Consider the following 17,277-nt stretch of genomic DNA (forward strand, 5'->3'; position numbering starts at 1 on the left):
TTTTCAAGCGCGAGCATTTTCTGTATAGTATGTTACGGAAACAATCTAAAGATAAAGGAAGAGTTCGATGATTATAAAAACAGAAGAAGAACTGCAGTCTTTGAAGAAAATTGGAAGGATCGTGGCGGAAATTCGCGATGAGATGCGCCGTGCAACAAAGCCTGGCGTCACCACGAAGGAACTGGATGAACTAGGCGGCAGACTGTTTGAAGAGAAAGGCGCTGTATCTGGCCCGAAAAGTGAGTATGATTTTCCTGGATACACATGTATCAGTGTGAATGATGAAGTCGCACATGGTATTCCAGGAAGCCGCGTGATTAAAGAAGGGGACCTAGTTAACATTGATGTGTCGGGTTCATACGATGGATATTTTGCTGATACAGGTATTTCGTTTGTCGTCGGAGATGGGGATCCTTTGCTTTTCAAGCTATGTGAAACAGCCGAAAAAGCATTCGAGCGCGGCTTATTGAAAGCAAAGGCAGGAGCCAAGCAAAACCAGATTGGGAAAGCGGTTATGAATGAAGCAAAGCGGAACGGCCTTACCGTTATCAAAAATTTAACCGGCCATGGAATCGGACGTACGCTTCATGAGTCACCTGACCACATATTAAACTATTTCGATCCATGGGACAATGATCTATTAAAAGAAGGAATGGTTATTGCCTTCGAACCGTTTATTTCTGCGAAAGCAGACATGATTGTCGAAGGGGGCGACGGCTGGACGTTTAAGACGCCGGATGGCAGTCTCGTGGCCCAAATTGAGCATACGATTGTAATTACAAAAGATGAGCCGATTATTTTAACTAAATATTAAACGGAAAAAGCCAAATGCCCTTTTGCATTTGGCTTTTTTGAATCATCAACAAATCGAAATGATTACTATTTACAAAACGGAATGATTTCGATATAATTCTTTTGGATAAAGATTTTATATTTTTGAGGAGGAATTATTTTGTCCCGTATGTTAAAAGTTGTTTTTATTTTTACAGCTATTTTTCTTCTTTCCGCTTGTGGACAGGAAAAAGCAAATAAAGAAGATCGTAATAAGGAAAAAGATGTGTTAAAAGTATATACAACCGTCTATCCTTTAACTTATTTCACTGAAGAAATCGGCAAGGAGCACGTTGATGTGCAAAGTGTTTTGCCAGCCGGAGTGGACGAACATACATATGAACCAACAGCAAAGACAATCATTGATATTGCTGATGGAGATTTGTTTTTATACAACGGTCTAGGGCTTGAGCCTTTCGGTGAAAAAGTAAAAGACTCAATGAAAAGCGAAAATGTACGTGTGGTAGAGGTAGGGAAAGAGATCGATTTGAATTCTTATAAACACTCCCATGAACATGATGAAGGAACAACCGAAGAAAGTGAGCATTCCGATCATGAAGGGCACAACCACGGAGGAACAGATCCTCATGTATGGATTGACCCTGTGCTAGCGATTGACATGGCGAAAGTCGTTGAAAAGGAGCTCTCACGACTCGATCCAGACCACAAAAAAGAGTATGAAAAAAACTATGAAGAGCTAAAGAGCAAATTAACTAAGCTTGACAAAGAGTTTAGAGAATTAGCTGACCAGTCGGCCCATAAAGAGTTCCTTGTCTCGCATGCCGCTTTTGGCTACTGGGAAAAAGAATACGGACTAAAACAAATCAGCGTGGCGGGGCTCTCCCCTACCAATGAGCCTTCACAGAAGCAGCTGAAAAATATGATTGAAACAGCGGAAAAGCATAAAATTAAATATGTTATTTTTGAGCAAAATGTTACACCAAAAGTAGCGAAGGTGGTGCAAAAAGAGTTGAAAGCTGAAGCTCTTCAAATTCATAATCTCTCCGTACTGACTGAGGAAGATGAAGCGAATAAAGAAAATTACTTTACGCTTATGGAACGAAATATTCAGACGCTGAAGAAGGCAGTTGCAAAGTAAAGCCAAAAAAAGACGGTTTCACAGGTAGAGCTGTGAAACCGTCTTTTTTATTTATTTACAAAAATAAGTTTGCGGAAAATTGAATGTTTTTGTATGGAAAATGAATGGATCCAATCAATGATTTTCCCGCTTATCCACTGGCAGCATAGGGCATAGAAAATGGTTCTGACATCCACAATCAAGCCTGCTAAAAGTAAAATAACCGAATTAATGTAAAAGAGAGTTTGTCCTGGTTTTTCGTTCCGCCATTTAGCAATAATTAAGGCGAGAATATCCATTCCTCCGGATGAAGCGCCGAGCCGGAATAAAATTCCGAGGCCGACTCCAAAAATAACAGCTCCTGCTGCCAAATCAAAAACTGGATGACTAGGTGATGCCGTTACAAATGGCGAAAGAAAATGTATGGTAACAGTCGTGACTGTTACACAAAACATCGTTTTAGCGGCATTGCCCTTACCCAACTGCCTAAGGGCCAATAAAATCATTACGGCATTCAAAGTCCATAGGACAGTAGAATAAGGTGTTTGAAATAAAAAATGTAAAATAATGCTTATACCTGCCGCTCCCCCGGAAGAAATGTGGTGCGGAAACAAAAAAAGTGTCATGGCTGCTCCCTGCATAAAAGCCCCGAGTGTGAGAGCGGCTATTCGAAATACTAGACTCACAACCCATCCTCTTCTCTATCACTATATATTTCCAGCTTAACATAGATACAGGCTAGATGTAAGCCTCTGCTAAGAAGTTTAGTAGGAGGAAGAAGTAAAAACATTTTCTTTCTTTGGCATACTTTTCCTCAATAGAGGAAAGATATAAAAAAGTAATGTTTTAAAGGAGGAATAACGATGAATGAAGCAAACCATGAGCCGTTATGGAGAGCAGATACAAAATTGCCTTCTTTTCCAGCTTTAACAGAGCAGGTGTATGCAGATACAGTGATTGTAGGCGGCGGCATTACAGGCATTATTACTGCTTATATGATGACAAAGGAAGGGAAGAAAGTAGTCATACTCGAAGCGGATGAGCTATTAAACGGGACCACCGGCCACACAACTGCCAAGGTAACTGCTCAGCACAACTTAATTTATGACCAGCTGATTACTTCTGTTGGAGAAGATCAGGCGAGGATGTATTATGAGGCGAACGCGGAAGCAGCTCATTGGATCAAAGAGACGATCGAGCAGCAAGGAATCGATTGCGATTGGCAAGAGGAAGCAGCTTATATTTATACAAATGATGAGGAAAAAGAAAAAAGCTTGCAGAAAGAAGCGGAAAGTTACAAAAAACTTGGAATAGATGGGGCGCTTGTTGATTCGATGCCGTGGAAAGTTCCTTTTAAACAAGCGGTGCAGATGAATGGGCAAGCTCGCTTTCATCCATTAAAATTTCTAAAACCACTCGTTGAATATATTGTTAAAAATGGAGGGGCTATTTATGAGCATTCTCCAGCTGAAGATATTGAAAAAGGGGAAAAGCCGGCTGTCCTGTTAAAATCGGGTGTAAAAGCTATTGGAAACCATGTCGTTATCGCTACACATTTTCCTTTCTATGACAACGGTTTTTATTTTGCGAAATTATATCCGACCCGTTCCTATGTCATTGCAATTAAGCCGAAAAAGCAATTTCCAGGTGGAATGTATATTACAGCTGAACAGCCGACCCGTTCTGTAAGAAGTACAGTGTACGATGGACAAGAGGCTCTCCTTATAAGTGGTGATGGACATAAAACAGGAAAAGGACAACCGACAGCTGAACATTATCAGAATTTGATAAAGTTTGCTGAAAAGGAATTTGGCATAGAAAAGCTGCTGTTTACCTGGTCAACACAAGACCTTGTTCCAATGGACAAAATTCCTTATATCGGAAAAGCAGATAAGGATGAGAATATATACTCAGCAACCGGCTTTAAAAAATGGGGAATGACAACGAGTGTGGTTGCGGCACGAATTCTTTCAGATCTAATTGTTAACAAACAAAATCGATATGCAGAGCTGTTTTCCCCTGATCGATTTAAAGCCGATCCAGGTGTAAAACAGTTTGTAAAGCAGCAAAGTGACGTGGCGGCTACGTTTGTTAAAGGAAAGCTCGATTATTTCTTTAAAGATGGGAACAATCTGCCGGTAAACCAAGGCATGATTATTAACTGGGAAGGAACACGGGCAGGAGCCTTCAAAGAAGAAAACGGAACGGTACATCTTGTTGATACAACCTGCACGCATATGGGCTGTGAATGTGAATGGAACGATGCAGAGCGCACGTGGGATTGCCCATGCCATGGATCTCGCTATTCTATTTCGGGGAAGTCATGGAAGGACCGGCAAAGAAGCCGTTGAAAAATCTTGGAGAGCTAGGTGATCAAACATGGCAGGAGTAAAGGCTGGCAACCGCACATGACTCTAGTATCCCCCATTGAATAATAGAAGACAAAAAAGCTGACCCAGTAAGTCATTGACTAACTGTAAGTCAGCTTTTTTTCACTTTCATTTTCATCTTATTCATCTTTTTTTGACAGGCAGCGATCACATTCCATCATATAGGACTCCGCTTGCTCATGCATATGTTCCCCACATTCCGGACACATTTTTGGTGGCAATGATCTAAAAAACTCTAACGGACTCATCATCATTTTACTTCCTCCTTTTATAAGACAGAAATTAAATTTGTTCATCTGTTATAATACAGTATATTCACTTCCTCAACTGCTGTAAACATCAAAATTAAATATTCTGAAAATTGGTTCAATAGTCCTAACTTAGATAAAATAAAGCGTTATCTAAATCTACTGCTACATTGTCTTGCTTTTTAGAGGAAGAGGTGATATAGTAGTAATAGTTGTTTAAGTTCGTTTCAAAAGAGAGCAAGTTTGAATAAAGTTGTTTTCGTCTTGAAATAGTAATAAACAGCAAGAAATGAATGAGCAAGTTAGCTCGAGGAGGATATTTACATGTTACAAGGTAAAGTAAAATGGTTTAATGCAGAAAAAGGTTTCGGATTCATCGAAGTTGAAGGACAAGACGATGTATTCGTACATTTCTCAGCTATTCAAGGCGAAGGCTACAAAACTTTAGAAGAAGGTCAAAGCGTTTCTTTCGAAGTTGTTGAAGGACCACGTGGACCACAAGCTGCTAACGTAGAAAAACAATAATTAATCATAAAAGCCAAAAGCAGCATGTTTACATGCTGCTTTTTTTATGCCGATTTATTCGAATCGATCACTTTTTTATAAAGAAACTAGAAAAATTATTAATACATGAAAATGACTGAATATGTGTTGACTTTATATTTTATTCAATGCTATAATTTAAATCCACCGTTAGCAAGGTGGGACAGGAAAGAAATAAAAAAGATTGACTTTATTTAGGGTTAATGATATTATAAGAAAGTTGCTGTAAAAATTGATCTTTGAAAACTGAACAAAATACATGCCAGTAAGTTAATTCTTATTTTTAAATTATGAGCAAGTCAAACAATCTTTTTGGAGAGTTTGATCCTGGCTCAGGACGAACGCTGGCGGCGTGCCTAATACATGCAAGTCGAGCGGACTTGACGGAGCTTGCTCTGTTCAAGTTAGCGGCGGACGGGTGAGTAACACGTGGGTAACCTGCCTGTAAGACTGGGATAACTCCGGGAAACCGGGGCTAATACCGGATATTCTTTTTCTTCGCATGAAGAAGAATGGAAAGGCGGCTTTTAGCTGTCACTTACAGATGGACCCGCGGCGCATTAGCTAGTTGGTGAGGTAACGGCTCACCAAGGCGACGATGCGTAGCCGACCTGAGAGGGTGATCGGCCACACTGGGACTGAGACACGGCCCAGACTCCTACGGGAGGCAGCAGTAGGGAATCTTCCGCAATGGACGAAAGTCTGACGGAGCAACGCCGCGTGAGTGAAGAAGGTTTTCGGATCGTAAAGCTCTGTTGTCAGGGAAGAACAAGTACCAAAGTAACTGTTGGTACCTTGACGGTACCTGACCAGAAAGCCACGGCTAACTACGTGCCAGCAGCCGCGGTAATACGTAGGTGGCAAGCGTTGTCCGGAATTATTGGGCGTAAAGCGCGCGCAGGCGGCTTCTTAAGTCTGATGTGAAAGCCCACGGCTCAACCGTGGAGGGTCATTGGAAACTGGGAGGCTTGAGTGCAGAAGAGGAGAGCGGAATTCCACGTGTAGCGGTGAAATGCGTAGAGATGTGGAGGAACACCAGTGGCGAAGGCGGCTCTCTGGTCTGTAACTGACGCTGAGGCGCGAAAGCGTGGGGAGCGAACAGGATTAGATACCCTGGTAGTCCACGCCGTAAACGATGAGTGCTAAGTGTTGGAGGGTTTCCGCCCTTCAGTGCTGCAGCTAACGCATTAAGCACTCCGCCTGGGGAGTACGGCCGCAAGGCTGAAACTCAAAGGAATTGACGGGGGCCCGCACAAGCGGTGGAGCATGTGGTTTAATTCGAAGCAACGCGAAGAACCTTACCAGGTCTTGACATCCCGCTGACCGGTCTGGAGACAGATCTTTCCCTTCGGGGACAGCGGTGACAGGTGGTGCATGGTTGTCGTCAGCTCGTGTCGTGAGATGTTGGGTTAAGTCCCGCAACGAGCGCAACCCTTGATCTTAGTTGCCAGCATTCAGTTGGGCACTCTAAGGTGACTGCCGGTGACAAACCGGAGGAAGGTGGGGATGACGTCAAATCATCATGCCCCTTATGACCTGGGCTACACACGTGCTACAATGGATGGTACAAAGGGCTGCAAGACCGCAAGGTTTAGCCAATCCCATAAAACCATTCTCAGTTCGGATTGCAGGCTGCAACTCGCCTGCATGAAGCCGGAATCGCTAGTAATCGCGGATCAGCATGCCGCGGTGAATACGTTCCCGGGCCTTGTACACACCGCCCGTCACACCACGAGAGTTTGCAACACCCGAAGTCGGTGGGGTAACCCTTACGGGAGCCAGCCGCCTAAGGTGGGGCAGATGATTGGGGTGAAGTCGTAACAAGGTAGCCGTATCGGAAGGTGCGGCTGGATCACCTCCTTTCTAAGGAACTTGTGAAATGTGAAAGGTTCGTCCCCACAAAGTAGCAACAGAGAACGCTGTTCTCACAAACGAATTAACGGCACTGTTTTTTGTTCAGTTTTGAAGGATGAATTCCTTCTCTATAGGTAAGCAACTTTGTTCTTTGAAAACTGGATAATATCGTATAAAAGTAACCAAGCAATAACCGAGTAATCGCCATTTTAGGTATTTTTCAAAGAAAGAAGAGAAGCAAGCAGTTCTAGGAAGCAACTGAATGACTGACTGAGCGTATTTGCATACGTGAGGGAAGGAATGAAGAAAGCTGACGATGAAATGCGCCGCTTGTATTTTTTCTTAGGTTAAGTTAGAAAGGGCGCACGGTGGATGCCTTGGCACTAGGAGCCGAAGAAGGACGGGACTAACTCCGATATGCTCCGGGGAGCTGTAAGTAAGCGTTAATCCGGAGATTTCCGAATGGGGAAACCCACTGTTCGTAATGGAACAGTATCCCTACCTGAATCCATAGGGTAGGAGAAGGCACACCCGGGGAATTGAAACATCTAAGTACCTGGAGGAAGAGAAAGCAAACGCGATTCCCTGAGTAGCGGCGAGCGAAACGGGAACAGCCCAAACCAGAAGGCTTGCCTTCTGGGGTTGTAGGACACTCTATACGGAGTTACAAAAGAACGGTGTAGGCGAAGAGGTCTGGAAAGGCCCATCAGAGAAGGTAACAATCCTGTAGCCGAAACATCGTTCTCTCCAGAGTGGATCCTGAGTACGGCGGAACACGTGAAATTCCGTCGGAATCCGGGAGGACCATCTCCCAAGGCTAAATACTCCCTAGTGACCGATAGTGAACCAGTACCGTGAGGGAAAGGTGAAAAGCACCCCGGAAGGGGAGTGAAAGAGAACCTGAAACCGTGTGCCTACAAGTAGTCAGAGCCCGTTTATGGGTGATGGCGTGCCTTTTGTAGAATGAACCGGCGAGTTGCGATTTCATGCGAGGTTAAGCCGCAAAGGCGGAGCCGCAGCGAAAGCGAGTCTGAATAGGGCGCATGAGTATGAGGTCGCAGACCCGAAACCAGGTGATCTACCCATGTCCAGGGTGAAGGTAAGGTAACACTTACTGGAGGCCCGAACCCACGCACGTTGAAAAGTGCGGGGATGAGGTGTGGGTAGCGGTGAAATTCCAATCGAACCTGGAGATAGCTGGTTCTCTCCGAAATAGCTTTAGGGCTAGCCTCAAGGGAAGAGTCTTGGAGGTAGAGCACTGTTTGGACTAGGGGCCCCCCTCGGGTTACCGAATTCAGACAAACTCCGAATGCCAAAGACTTATCCTTGGGAGTCAGACTGCGAGTGATAAGATCCGTAGTCAAGAGGGAAACAGCCCAGACCACCAGCTAAGGTCCCCAAGTATACGTTAAGTGGAAAAGGATGTGGAGTTGCTTAGACAACCAGGATGTTGGCTTAGAAGCAGCCACCATTTAAAGAGTGCGTAATAGCTCACTGGTCGAGTGACTCTGCGCCGAAAATGTACCGGGGCTAAACGTATCACCGAAGCTGTGGATGGACACCTTGTGGTGTCCGTGGTAGGAGAGCGTTCTAAGGGCGGTGAAGCAAGACCGGAAGGACTTGTGGAGCGCTTAGAAGTGAGAATGCCGGTATGAGTAGCGAAAGAAGGGTGAGAATCCCTTCCACCGAATGCCTAAGGTTTCCTGAGGAAGGCTCGTCCTCTCAGGGTTAGTCGGGACCTAAGCCGAGGCCGATAGGCGTAGGCGATGGACAACAGGTTGATATTCCTGTACCACCTCTTCACCATTTGAGCAATGGGGGACGCAGGAGGATAGGGCAAGCGCACAGTTGGTTGTGCGTCCAAGCAGTTAGGCCGGTGATGAGGCAAATCCCATCACCATCAAGGCGGAGCTGTGACGGCGAGGGAAATGTAGTACCGAAGTTCCTGATTCCACACTGCCAAGAAAAGCCTCTAGCGAGGTGAAAGGTGCCCGTACCGCAAACCGACACAGGTAGGCGAGGAGAGAATCCTAAGGTGAGCGAGTGAACTCTCGTTAAGGAACTCGGCAAAATGACCCCGTAACTTCGGGAGAAGGGGTGCTCTTTGGGGTGCATAGCCCTGAGGAGCCGCAGTGAATAGGCCCAGGCGACTGTTTAGCAAAAACACAGGTCTCTGCGAAGCCGTAAGGCGAAGTATAGGGGCTGACGCCTGCCCGGTGCTGGAAGGTTAAGAGGAGGGGTTAGCTCACGCGAAGCTCTGAATTGAAGCCCCAGTAAACGGCGGCCGTAACTATAACGGTCCTAAGGTAGCGAAATTCCTTGTCGGGTAAGTTCCGACCCGCACGAAAGGCGTAACGATCTGGGCACTGTCTCAACGAGAGACTCGGTGAAATTATAGTACCTGTGAAGATGCAGGTTACCCGCGACAGGACGGAAAGACCCCGTGGAGCTTTACTGCAGCCTGATATTGAATTTCGGCACAGCTTGTACAGGATAGGTAGGAGCCTTTGAAACCGGAGCGCCAGCTTCGGTGGAGGCGTCGGTGGGATACTACCCTGGCTGTGTTGAACTTCTAACCCGCACCCGTGATCCGGGTGGGAGACAGTGTCAGGCGGGCAGTTTGACTGGGGCGGTCGCCTCCTAAAGAGTAACGGAGGCGCCCAAAGGTTCCCTCAGAATGGTTGGAAATCATTCGCAGAGTGTAAAGGCACAAGGGAGCTTGACTGCGAGACCTACAAGTCGAGCAGGGACGAAAGTCGGGCTTAGTGATCCGGTGGTTCCGCATGGAAGGGCCATCGCTCAACGGATAAAAGCTACCCCGGGGATAACAGGCTTATCTCCCCCAAGAGTCCACATCGACGGGGAGGTTTGGCACCTCGATGTCGGCTCATCGCATCCTGGGGCTGTAGTCGGTCCCAAGGGTTGGGCTGTTCGCCCATTAAAGCGGTACGCGAGCTGGGTTCAGAACGTCGTGAGACAGTTCGGTCCCTATCCGTCGCGGGCGCAGGAAATTTGAGAGGAGCTGTCCTTAGTACGAGAGGACCGGGATGGACGCACCGCTGGTGTACCAGTTGTCTTGCCAAAGGCATCGCTGGGTAGCTATGTGCGGACGGGATAAGTGCTGAAAGCATCTAAGCATGAAGCCCCCTCAAGATGAGATTTCCCATAGCGCAAGCTAGTAAGATCCCTGAAAGATGATCAGGTAGATAGGTTCGAGGTGGAAGCGTGGCGACACGTGGAGCTGACGAATACTAATCGATCGAGGACTTATCCTAAATGATACGCCTAACGGCGTCACACATGAAATGGCACGGAGTTGCCGGTTACTAATGCATATTATCCAGTTTTGAAAGAACAAATCTTTCAACTTTATACAGTCTGGTGGCGATAGCGAAGAGGTCACACCCGTTCCCATCCCGAACACGGAAGTTAAGCTCTTCAGCGCCGATGGTAGTTGGGGGATTCCCCCTGTGAGAGTAGGACGCTGCCAGGCAACCCAAGAGAACAGCAGCGCTGTTCTTTTTTGTTATGCTCTATGGTTCTTTAACTTACTCTTCGTTTCTGTTTAAACATGAAACAGCTAGGTGCTTTTATAAATTTATAAAGAGGAAGCTAATTAATTGGTCAATAGTTTCCTTCAGACACTTTAAAAAAACAACCCACTTGTTTAGTGGGTTGTTTTTATTTTTATTCTATTGTATTCTGCCAACTAATGATTGGCTAATCCTTTTCAAAGGATGTCAAAAGGTAAATTTAAATAAATAAAGTGCCAATCAAACAGTACACAATGATGATAACAAATAGGACCGTCAAATGGTTAAGTGAGAAAATAAACATTGTAGTTGCCCACTTCTCAGGAGACATTTTCTTATAACCGATGATACTTAAGACAAGCCATGCACCACTTAGAAGAAAAGCTACTAAAGCAATACCGATGCTCAAAGGCATGAAAAGAAAGCTTCCAGCGATTAAAGCAACTAAATACATATTTGTTTGTACATAGGTTCTTTTAAACCCTTTAACAACCGGGAGCATAGGAACATTTGCTGCTTTGTATTCATCATGTTTGCGAATCGAGATTGCGTAAAAATGGGGCATTTGCCAAAAAACCATGATTACAAACAAACCAAGGAGCTCAAGATGCATCAGATCCGGGGTAATAGCAGCCCAGCCGATAAGTGGCGGCATAGCCCCAGAAATACTTCCAACCTCTGTATTATAAATGGTCTGACGCTTAGTCCACATCGTATACGGTCCTACATAGAGAAATAAACCAAGAAAGCCAAAAAGTGCAGCAAGTGGAGAAGCAAAAGCAAGGAGCGCTAATCCCAACAATGTCATTGAAATACCTAACATGAGTGCCGGCTTTAGTTGGATTGCTCCGGTAACAGTCGGCCGTTTCTTTGTTCGTTCCATGATCGAGTCAATATCACGGTCGTATAAGTTGTTAAAGGTGCCTGCTGCTCCTATGACAAGCGCTGATCCGATGATGGTTAACAAAATTTCTGGAAGTTTCTCTACTGGATTTATGCCATTTATATATAAAGCTAATGCTAGTCCTGCAAATACAGCAATTAAATTTGATTTAATAATGCCTGTCTTAATAGTTTCTGCCAAAACTTTGGATAGGTTCTGTTTTGGCATGGCTAGAGAGGCTTTTTGTGCACTTCTATCTATTTTCACGTCACTTCGCATTTTTTCCCCTCTTCTTTCTGTAAGAAGTTGTCTACCTTTGTTAGTTTACCATAATTCAAGCTTTAAAAGGGATAGTAGCTTTGACAACTTTAGAACAACTATATAAAAAACTTAACTTAATACATAATAAGTTAAATCTCGTTTCTTTTTGCATGTTTGTATTTTCTTGAATCTTCTCTTGATTACAGGACAGATCTGAAATAGTGAGGCATTGAGCAATACATCATTTGGAGTAAATGATTATCGGAATCTTCTAATAAGTGTTATGATAGTAATATTGTTCCATTATATGATGTATTAAGAAAAGGAGGGGGAGAACAGTGTACGATATTGCTGTTATTGGCGCTGGTCCTGCTGGAGCAAGTGCGGCTTTGTTCGCGGCAAAAGCGGGGAAGAAAACAATTGTTATTGATAGTGACAAAGGGATGACAAAGCGAGCATGGATTGAAAACCATTATGGAGTCTTAGAGATTTCCGGTCCTGATATGGTTGAAACAGGAAAAAAACAAGCTGCAAAATTCGGAGCGGAGATTGTTCAAGCAACAGTTTCAAATATAGTTAAGTCAGAAAATAGCTTGCAAATCGAAGCAGATGATAAAACATATGAAGCCAATCATGTGATTTTAGCTACAGGTGTATTAACGGATCTTGCTCAAAAGGTCGGTGTAAAAACAAAGCCTGGGACGGAGCCGCGGATTAAAACCATTATAGAAGTAGATTCGTCTGGTAAGACAAATATTAACAACATTTGGGCAGCTGGCACTGTTGCAGGTGTCAGTGTTCACTCTATTGTTACGGCTGGAGATGGAGCAAAAGTAGCGATCAATGTTTTATCTGAAATGAACGGCGAACGTTATGTTGACCATGATGTATTAAAAGGATAGATTCTTTTCGTACGAAGATGGTTAATGGAGGATTTAGCTTGAGGTAAAAGGCCGCTCTTTTACATTTTTCTGAGAGCGTGAAAAAGGACGGAAACAGAAATAATAGGAAATAAAAAAGGGACGTCGTCATACGACTGTCCCTTTTTTAAAGCTTATTGAGTGATTTGTGAGGCAGGTAAGGTGATGATTTTCCCGCCAATTTGTATATGAATAGTATCGTTAAAAATTGCTTTTACGATTCCTTTTAGAGAAACAGTTGAATCAACAGAAATTTTTTTTGTCTCAGAATTTGCCGCCATCTATTTCAGCCTCCAATCGGGTAATTGAAATCAAGCAGATGTAAAAAATAAGCTGTAAGTTAATTATCGCACGTACATATGAAGGGTGTCAATTTAAGATCTACCTGATAATTTTCTATATATTTTTGAAAAAGTCTTATATCTTTCACCGACAGCTCCGACGAGTTCAGCAATCATATGGAGAATCGCTAATAGAAGAAGTAAAATGGCAAGCGAAGCCCACAAAGTAGCTGAAGATAAAAGAATAGCCGCAACGCTAAAAACTATGCCAAAGCCGTAAATAACGAGTACAGTATTTCTGTGGGATAGTCCCAAATCTAAAATTCTATGATGAAGATGAGATTTATCCGGCGCTGAAATGGGCTTTTTATTGATAATTCGGCGAATGATCGCAAAAGCTGTATCAAATACAGGTACACCTAAAATGATAATTGGAATAACAATGCTGAACAAGGTAACGCTCTTATACAAGCCGAGCAGAGATAAGATAGCAATAACATACCCGAGAAAAAGCGCTCCTGTATCTCCCATGAAAATTTTGGCCGGATGAAAGTTGTAACGTAAGAAACCGAGCGTACTTCCCAAAACGATTAAAGCTAAAGTCAAAATTAATTCCTTTCCAGAAAAAGCTGCCAAAATAGCAATGGAAGCAATACCAATGGATGAAATGCCCGCTGCTAACCCATCTAATCCATCAATTAAGTTCACTGCATTTGTTATACCCACAATCCAGAAAACAGTAAACGGATACGCCAAAAATCCGAGCTGAATTTTTTCATTGATAAATGGAATCATAATAAAGTCAATCGTTAAACCGGAACTGACAATGAGTATGGCTATTAAAATTTGACCAATAAATTTTATTTTAGCTGACAGTTCGTATAAATCGTCAAGAATCCCTAGCGTAATAATTAATAATGCCCCTATGCTGATAGTAGCCACTCGTTCTTCATATAAGCCCGCTGCAAAGAAGCCGGCAACGACACCAATAAAAATGGCTAGACCCCCTAATCTAGGCATTAAGGTTTGATGTACTTTTCTTTCATTCGGTTTATCAACTGCTCCTATTTTTATCGCAAATTTAATGACGAAAGGTGTAATAATTAAAGCCGCAATGAATGACACTGCAAAGGCTAAAAAAAGTTGTAAGTCCAATTTATAAAGCTCCTTTATGACTGTGTTCTATTAATTTAATCAAATTAATAACTGACAGTCTTTAAAATTCTACTCTCTCAATCTGATAATAAAAGAAAGTGGCAGATAGTACAATAATTATCACTCTAATTAATAATAACTTAATCTTTTTGTCGAGAAAAGCAGGGAAAATATCCACAATGTGCTAAAAGGGTGAGAAACCAAAAATATTCGGCAATAATCGACTATTTTAACAAGCTTTCCGCTATTTGTATCAGAACAGATACAAAAGGGAATCTTAATGTATTATACAACAAGAGTGGTGTTACGAGTGAAAAATTTTGATGCGATTATTGTCGGCGGCGGGTTAGCCGGATTGTCTTCCGGGCTTGAATTAACAAGTAGGGGGAAAAGTGTACTTTTGCTTGAACAGGAAAGCGTCGTCGGTGGAAGAACCTCTTCCTATAATTTAGAAGGAATGGATGTAGAGTCGGGGTTTCACCGCTATATTGGGTATTATACTTATCTACCGAAGGTTCTGCGAAAAGCAGGAGTGGATCTTTCCGATATTTTCATGTGGGAAGAAAAAATTCATGTTAGGATAAATGATGAAAAGCCTTTAGTGCTTGGTATGGCTCCTTTATTAGGAATGATAAAAACAATAAAAGGAGTAGTTGGCAATCAAAAATATCTATCGTTAAAGGATAAGTGGTCTTTGCTGTCCTTTTTCATGAATGGTTTAAAGGATTACGTAAAGAAGCCGGGCAAGATGGATCATTACAGCATTAAAGAGTATGCGGCAAAGCATGGTGTAACAGACAGGGCCTTTCATTATCTTATTGTTCCTTTAAGCTCTGGAATCTTTTTTTTGCCGCCTGATCGTTATTCGGCTTACGTATTTTTCGGTCTATTGGCACCGGCTCTTCCTAGATTTTACAGAATGAGAATTGGTGCTTACTTAGGGGGCATGACGGAAACCATGTGTCAGCCTATTGCTGAGCAAATTATCAAAAATGGCGGCACGGTTCAAACAGACGCTAAAGTCCAGTCCCTCGTTGTAGAAGATGGGAAAGTGAAGGGGGTTCAGATGGAGGATGGCGAAATATACCGGGCTAATCACACAATACTAGCGGTTACATTGTATGCTGCCAAGCAGTTGCTGAAACCGGCGTTTGAGAAGCATAATTGGTTTCAGCCGATGTTTCAGTTGCCGCTCATGCCCGCAGTCAGCTTCCAAATCGAAATGACCGAACCGGCTCTTCCTATTGATGTCACTACATTTGCTCCTTTTACGTGCCTGTCGAGCTTTGCTGAACAGTCTCGTACGACCTTTCGAGCTTCTCGGGGACGGCTATCAATTATATTAAGTCCACCTGAGAAGTTTCTCCGTCTAGCTCCTGAAGAAACCTTAAAGTTGGTCTTAGAGGATGCACAAAAGATCGGACTAGATTTGGAGGGCAAAATACTCAGTTATCGCCAGGTAAATCATGAGTATGACTTTCACAGCCTAGAACCGGGCTGTCAAAGCCTTCGGCCAACTCAAAAGACGCCAGTGGAGGGCTTGATTTTAGCTGGTGATTATACGAGACAGCCTTATTTTGCCACGATGGAAGGAGCAACGTTATCCGGGTTAAAAGCAGCGTCATTCATCCAATAACTGCTGTAACATATTCATAAAAAAGCGATATTTAGACATAAAGGGTAGGGAAAGATGAACCGATAAAGCCAATCAGCTATCGCTGTAATAGCGACCACTGATTGGCCCTTTAGATTGGCCTAGTTCTGTAACATAATAGCAGATGGATAAGAGTGGAAGTAAATTGTTTTTTACATCGCCTATCAGCAAGGAAGATCATTTTAGTAATGTATAATGAAAAGCATATCCGAGTAAAGTTAAACATAATAAATGATAAGCTAAACTGCTTAAATAAGCTGGAGGATGCAGAGCATGAGAACATTTTTCTTTTGGATTAGTTTGTTGGTATTTTTCTTACTATCTTTAACATTTAAACAACCTTTGCTCGAAAAGTATGATGTAGCGGTGATGTTGTTTTTTGAGAGGATACGGACAGGATTTTTAAACAACTTCTTTCATCTAGTTACCCAGATGGGTTCCATAAAAGTCCTTCTTCCTGTAGCTATTGTCATAGCAGTCCTACTGGCGGTTAAGAAAAAGTACCATGAAGCATTCTTTATTATGCTTGTTTTTTGGGGGGCCAGATTGGCAAACAGTTTGCTTAAGGAGTTTTTTGCGAGAGAACGCCCTTCATTCCATTCGCTAGTACACGAGGGAAGTTACAGCTTTCCAAGTGGGCACACAATGAATTCGACTGTATTGCTTGGATTTTTATTGTATTTGTTCATTTATAGTCTCCAAATAGGCAAAAAATATTCAACTAGTTGGCTGTTGATCACTATAGCATTAGTCGTTCTTATTGCCACAAGCCGGATCTATTTAGGCGTCCATTATTTAACGGATGTTATAGCTGGAGGATGTGCTGGTTTATTGCTTCTGTTCCTTTTTATTTACTTATACGAGCTTACAGCTAGACGAGAAAACTCAATAAAGAAAGCTATTGGCAGTAATGAATAAAGCCGGGGCTTAAAGACATACTAAACCTGATTACCTGAAAGGAAGGGATGCAGTATGTCATTGGAATGGTTTGACCGGGTTAGCGGGGAGCTGCAAGATCATCTTGAGTCTATCTGTGAGAAATACGATGAAGTGGGCCACATGACGATTGACAGAGCAGCGAAGCATCCCAGGATCGAGTTCTTTGTAGAGACGAGCGAGGATGAGAGTGAATATTTCTGTACTTTATTTTTTGACCCGTATAACGAGGAATTTTACGTAAAAACATTAGAGTTGGATTTTGAACAAATGTCCAAAACTGTTCTTCCAGATATTGAAGATATTATTGACGAAGTTCATGAAAGCTTCCACGAATTTATGGAAGGTGGCAGCGATTGGGAAGACGACGATGAGTTGGAAATGATAGTAGACGATGATTCTGAGAGGGTATTTCAAGAAATAGACGTAGAATGGTCGACACCGGAAGTTACTGCTTACGCTCATGAAGATGAAGTGGAAGTCACTTATCAATTTGGTGTGATTGAGGAGACGGGTGATGGTGTTCTTCGCAGAGTGAACCGGATAAAAACAGTGGATGATGAATTATTAGAAGATGAGACGAATTTCATTTTCAGTAAAGAAGAAGCCAATACTATCATTGCGATGATCGCCAGTCACGCAGATTCCCTCAGCGAATTTAATTTTGACAAATATTAATCTTTTCTAAGAACTGTTCTAAAACCGAATGT

The 17,277-nt window shown here is 43.0% G+C and carries 13 protein-coding genes and 3 rRNA genes; 11 read left to right on the forward strand and 5 right to left on the reverse strand.

Features of this window, described 5'->3' with window-relative positions:
* Window positions 1–67: 67 nt before the first annotated feature.
* On the forward strand, window positions 68–814 hold the full coding sequence (gene map, locus CJ483_RS00570) for a type I methionyl aminopeptidase (RefSeq protein ID WP_120030982.1): 747 nt from the start codon (window positions 68–70) through the stop codon (window positions 812–814).
* A 147-nt stretch (window positions 815–961) separates the two neighbouring features.
* A complete protein-coding gene (locus tag CJ483_RS00575; protein WP_120037719.1) occupies window positions 962–1,930 on the forward strand; it encodes a metal ABC transporter solute-binding protein, Zn/Mn family in 969 nt (322 codons plus the stop codon).
* A gap of 47 nt (window positions 1,931–1,977) precedes the next feature.
* Here the strand turns inward: CJ483_RS00575 and CJ483_RS00580 are convergent, their stop codons facing one another.
* Window positions 1,978–2,595, reverse strand: coding sequence for a YitT family protein (locus CJ483_RS00580; protein ID WP_120030984.1), 618 nt, complete (start codon window positions 2,593–2,595; stop codon window positions 1,978–1,980).
* Window positions 2,596–2,772: 177 nt separating this feature from the next.
* Here CJ483_RS00580 and CJ483_RS00585 point away from each other — a divergent pair, with 177 nt between their 5' ends.
* Entirely contained in the window at window positions 2,773–4,260 is a 1,488-nt protein-coding gene (locus CJ483_RS00585) for an FAD-dependent oxidoreductase (protein WP_342753524.1), read from the forward strand.
* Window positions 4,261–4,418: 158 nt separating this feature from the next.
* Here CJ483_RS00585 and yhfH read toward each other — a convergent pair whose 3' ends face one another.
* The gene (gene yhfH, locus CJ483_RS00590) at window positions 4,419–4,553 is read right to left on the reverse strand and encodes a protein YhfH (protein WP_120030986.1); all 135 of its coding nucleotides are present in this window, start codon (window positions 4,551–4,553) and stop codon (window positions 4,419–4,421) included.
* Window positions 4,554–4,871: 318 nt separating this feature from the next.
* On the opposite strand from yhfH, the gene cspD reads away from it, so the two are divergent.
* The 4 genes from cspD to rrf all read left to right on the forward strand — a co-directional run bounded on the left by cspD (window position 4,872) and on the right by rrf (window position 10,437).
* The gene (gene cspD / locus CJ483_RS00595) at window positions 4,872–5,072 is read left to right on the forward strand and encodes a cold-shock protein CspD (RefSeq protein ID WP_041101023.1); all 201 of its coding nucleotides are present in this window, start codon (window positions 4,872–4,874) and stop codon (window positions 5,070–5,072) included.
* Window positions 5,073–5,399: 327 nt separating this feature from the next.
* Window positions 5,400–6,953 (forward strand): 16S ribosomal RNA (locus CJ483_RS00600).
* A gap of 336 nt (window positions 6,954–7,289) precedes the next feature.
* Window positions 7,290–10,219 (forward strand): 23S ribosomal RNA (locus CJ483_RS00605).
* A gap of 102 nt (window positions 10,220–10,321) precedes the next feature.
* A 5S ribosomal RNA gene (gene rrf / locus CJ483_RS00610) occupies window positions 10,322–10,437 on the forward strand.
* The 16S, 23S and 5S rRNA genes sit together here, the layout of an rRNA operon.
* A 260-nt stretch (window positions 10,438–10,697) precedes the next feature.
* Here rrf and cyoE read toward each other — a convergent pair.
* A complete protein-coding gene (gene cyoE / locus CJ483_RS00615; protein ID WP_120030988.1) occupies window positions 10,698–11,639 on the reverse strand; it encodes a heme o synthase in 942 nt (313 codons plus the stop codon).
* A gap of 320 nt (window positions 11,640–11,959) precedes the next feature.
* Here cyoE and CJ483_RS00620 point away from each other — a divergent pair, with 320 nt between their 5' ends.
* Window positions 11,960–12,523 carry an FAD-dependent oxidoreductase gene (locus CJ483_RS00620; RefSeq protein ID WP_120030990.1) on the forward strand — a complete coding sequence of 188 codons (564 nt, stop codon included), beginning with the start codon at window positions 11,960–11,962 and terminating at the stop codon, window positions 12,521–12,523.
* A 152-nt stretch (window positions 12,524–12,675) separates the two neighbouring features.
* Here the strand turns inward: CJ483_RS00620 and CJ483_RS24270 are convergent, their stop codons facing one another.
* Window positions 12,676–12,822 (reverse strand): hypothetical protein, encoded by a 147-nt coding sequence (locus tag CJ483_RS24270; RefSeq protein WP_182916915.1) that lies wholly within the window; start codon window positions 12,820–12,822, stop codon window positions 12,676–12,678.
* Between the two features lie 93 nt (window positions 12,823–12,915).
* Window positions 12,916–13,977, reverse strand: a complete 1,062-nt coding sequence (locus tag CJ483_RS00625) for a glycosyltransferase family 4 protein (RefSeq protein WP_120030992.1) — start codon at window positions 13,975–13,977, stop codon at window positions 12,916–12,918.
* 280 nt (window positions 13,978–14,257) lie between these two features.
* Between CJ483_RS00625 and CJ483_RS00630 the strand changes: the two genes are divergently transcribed.
* From CJ483_RS00630 to CJ483_RS00640, 3 genes are all read left to right on the forward strand, one after another.
* The gene (locus tag CJ483_RS00630; protein ID WP_120030994.1) at window positions 14,258–15,613 is read left to right on the forward strand and encodes an FAD-dependent oxidoreductase; all 1,356 of its coding nucleotides are present in this window, start codon (window positions 14,258–14,260) and stop codon (window positions 15,611–15,613) included.
* 291 nt (window positions 15,614–15,904) lie between these two features.
* Entirely contained in the window at window positions 15,905–16,549 is a 645-nt protein-coding gene (locus tag CJ483_RS00635) for a phosphatase PAP2 family protein (RefSeq protein WP_182916916.1), read from the forward strand.
* A gap of 54 nt (window positions 16,550–16,603) precedes the next feature.
* Window positions 16,604–17,245 carry a hypothetical protein gene (locus CJ483_RS00640; RefSeq protein ID WP_120030998.1) on the forward strand — a complete coding sequence of 214 codons (642 nt, stop codon included), beginning with the start codon at window positions 16,604–16,606 and terminating at the stop codon, window positions 17,243–17,245.
* Window positions 17,246–17,277 lie beyond the last annotated feature (32 nt).

This window comes from Bacillus sp. PK3_68, assembly GCF_003600835.1.
Taxonomy (GTDB): domain Bacteria; phylum Bacillota; class Bacilli; order Bacillales; family Domibacillaceae; genus Pseudobacillus.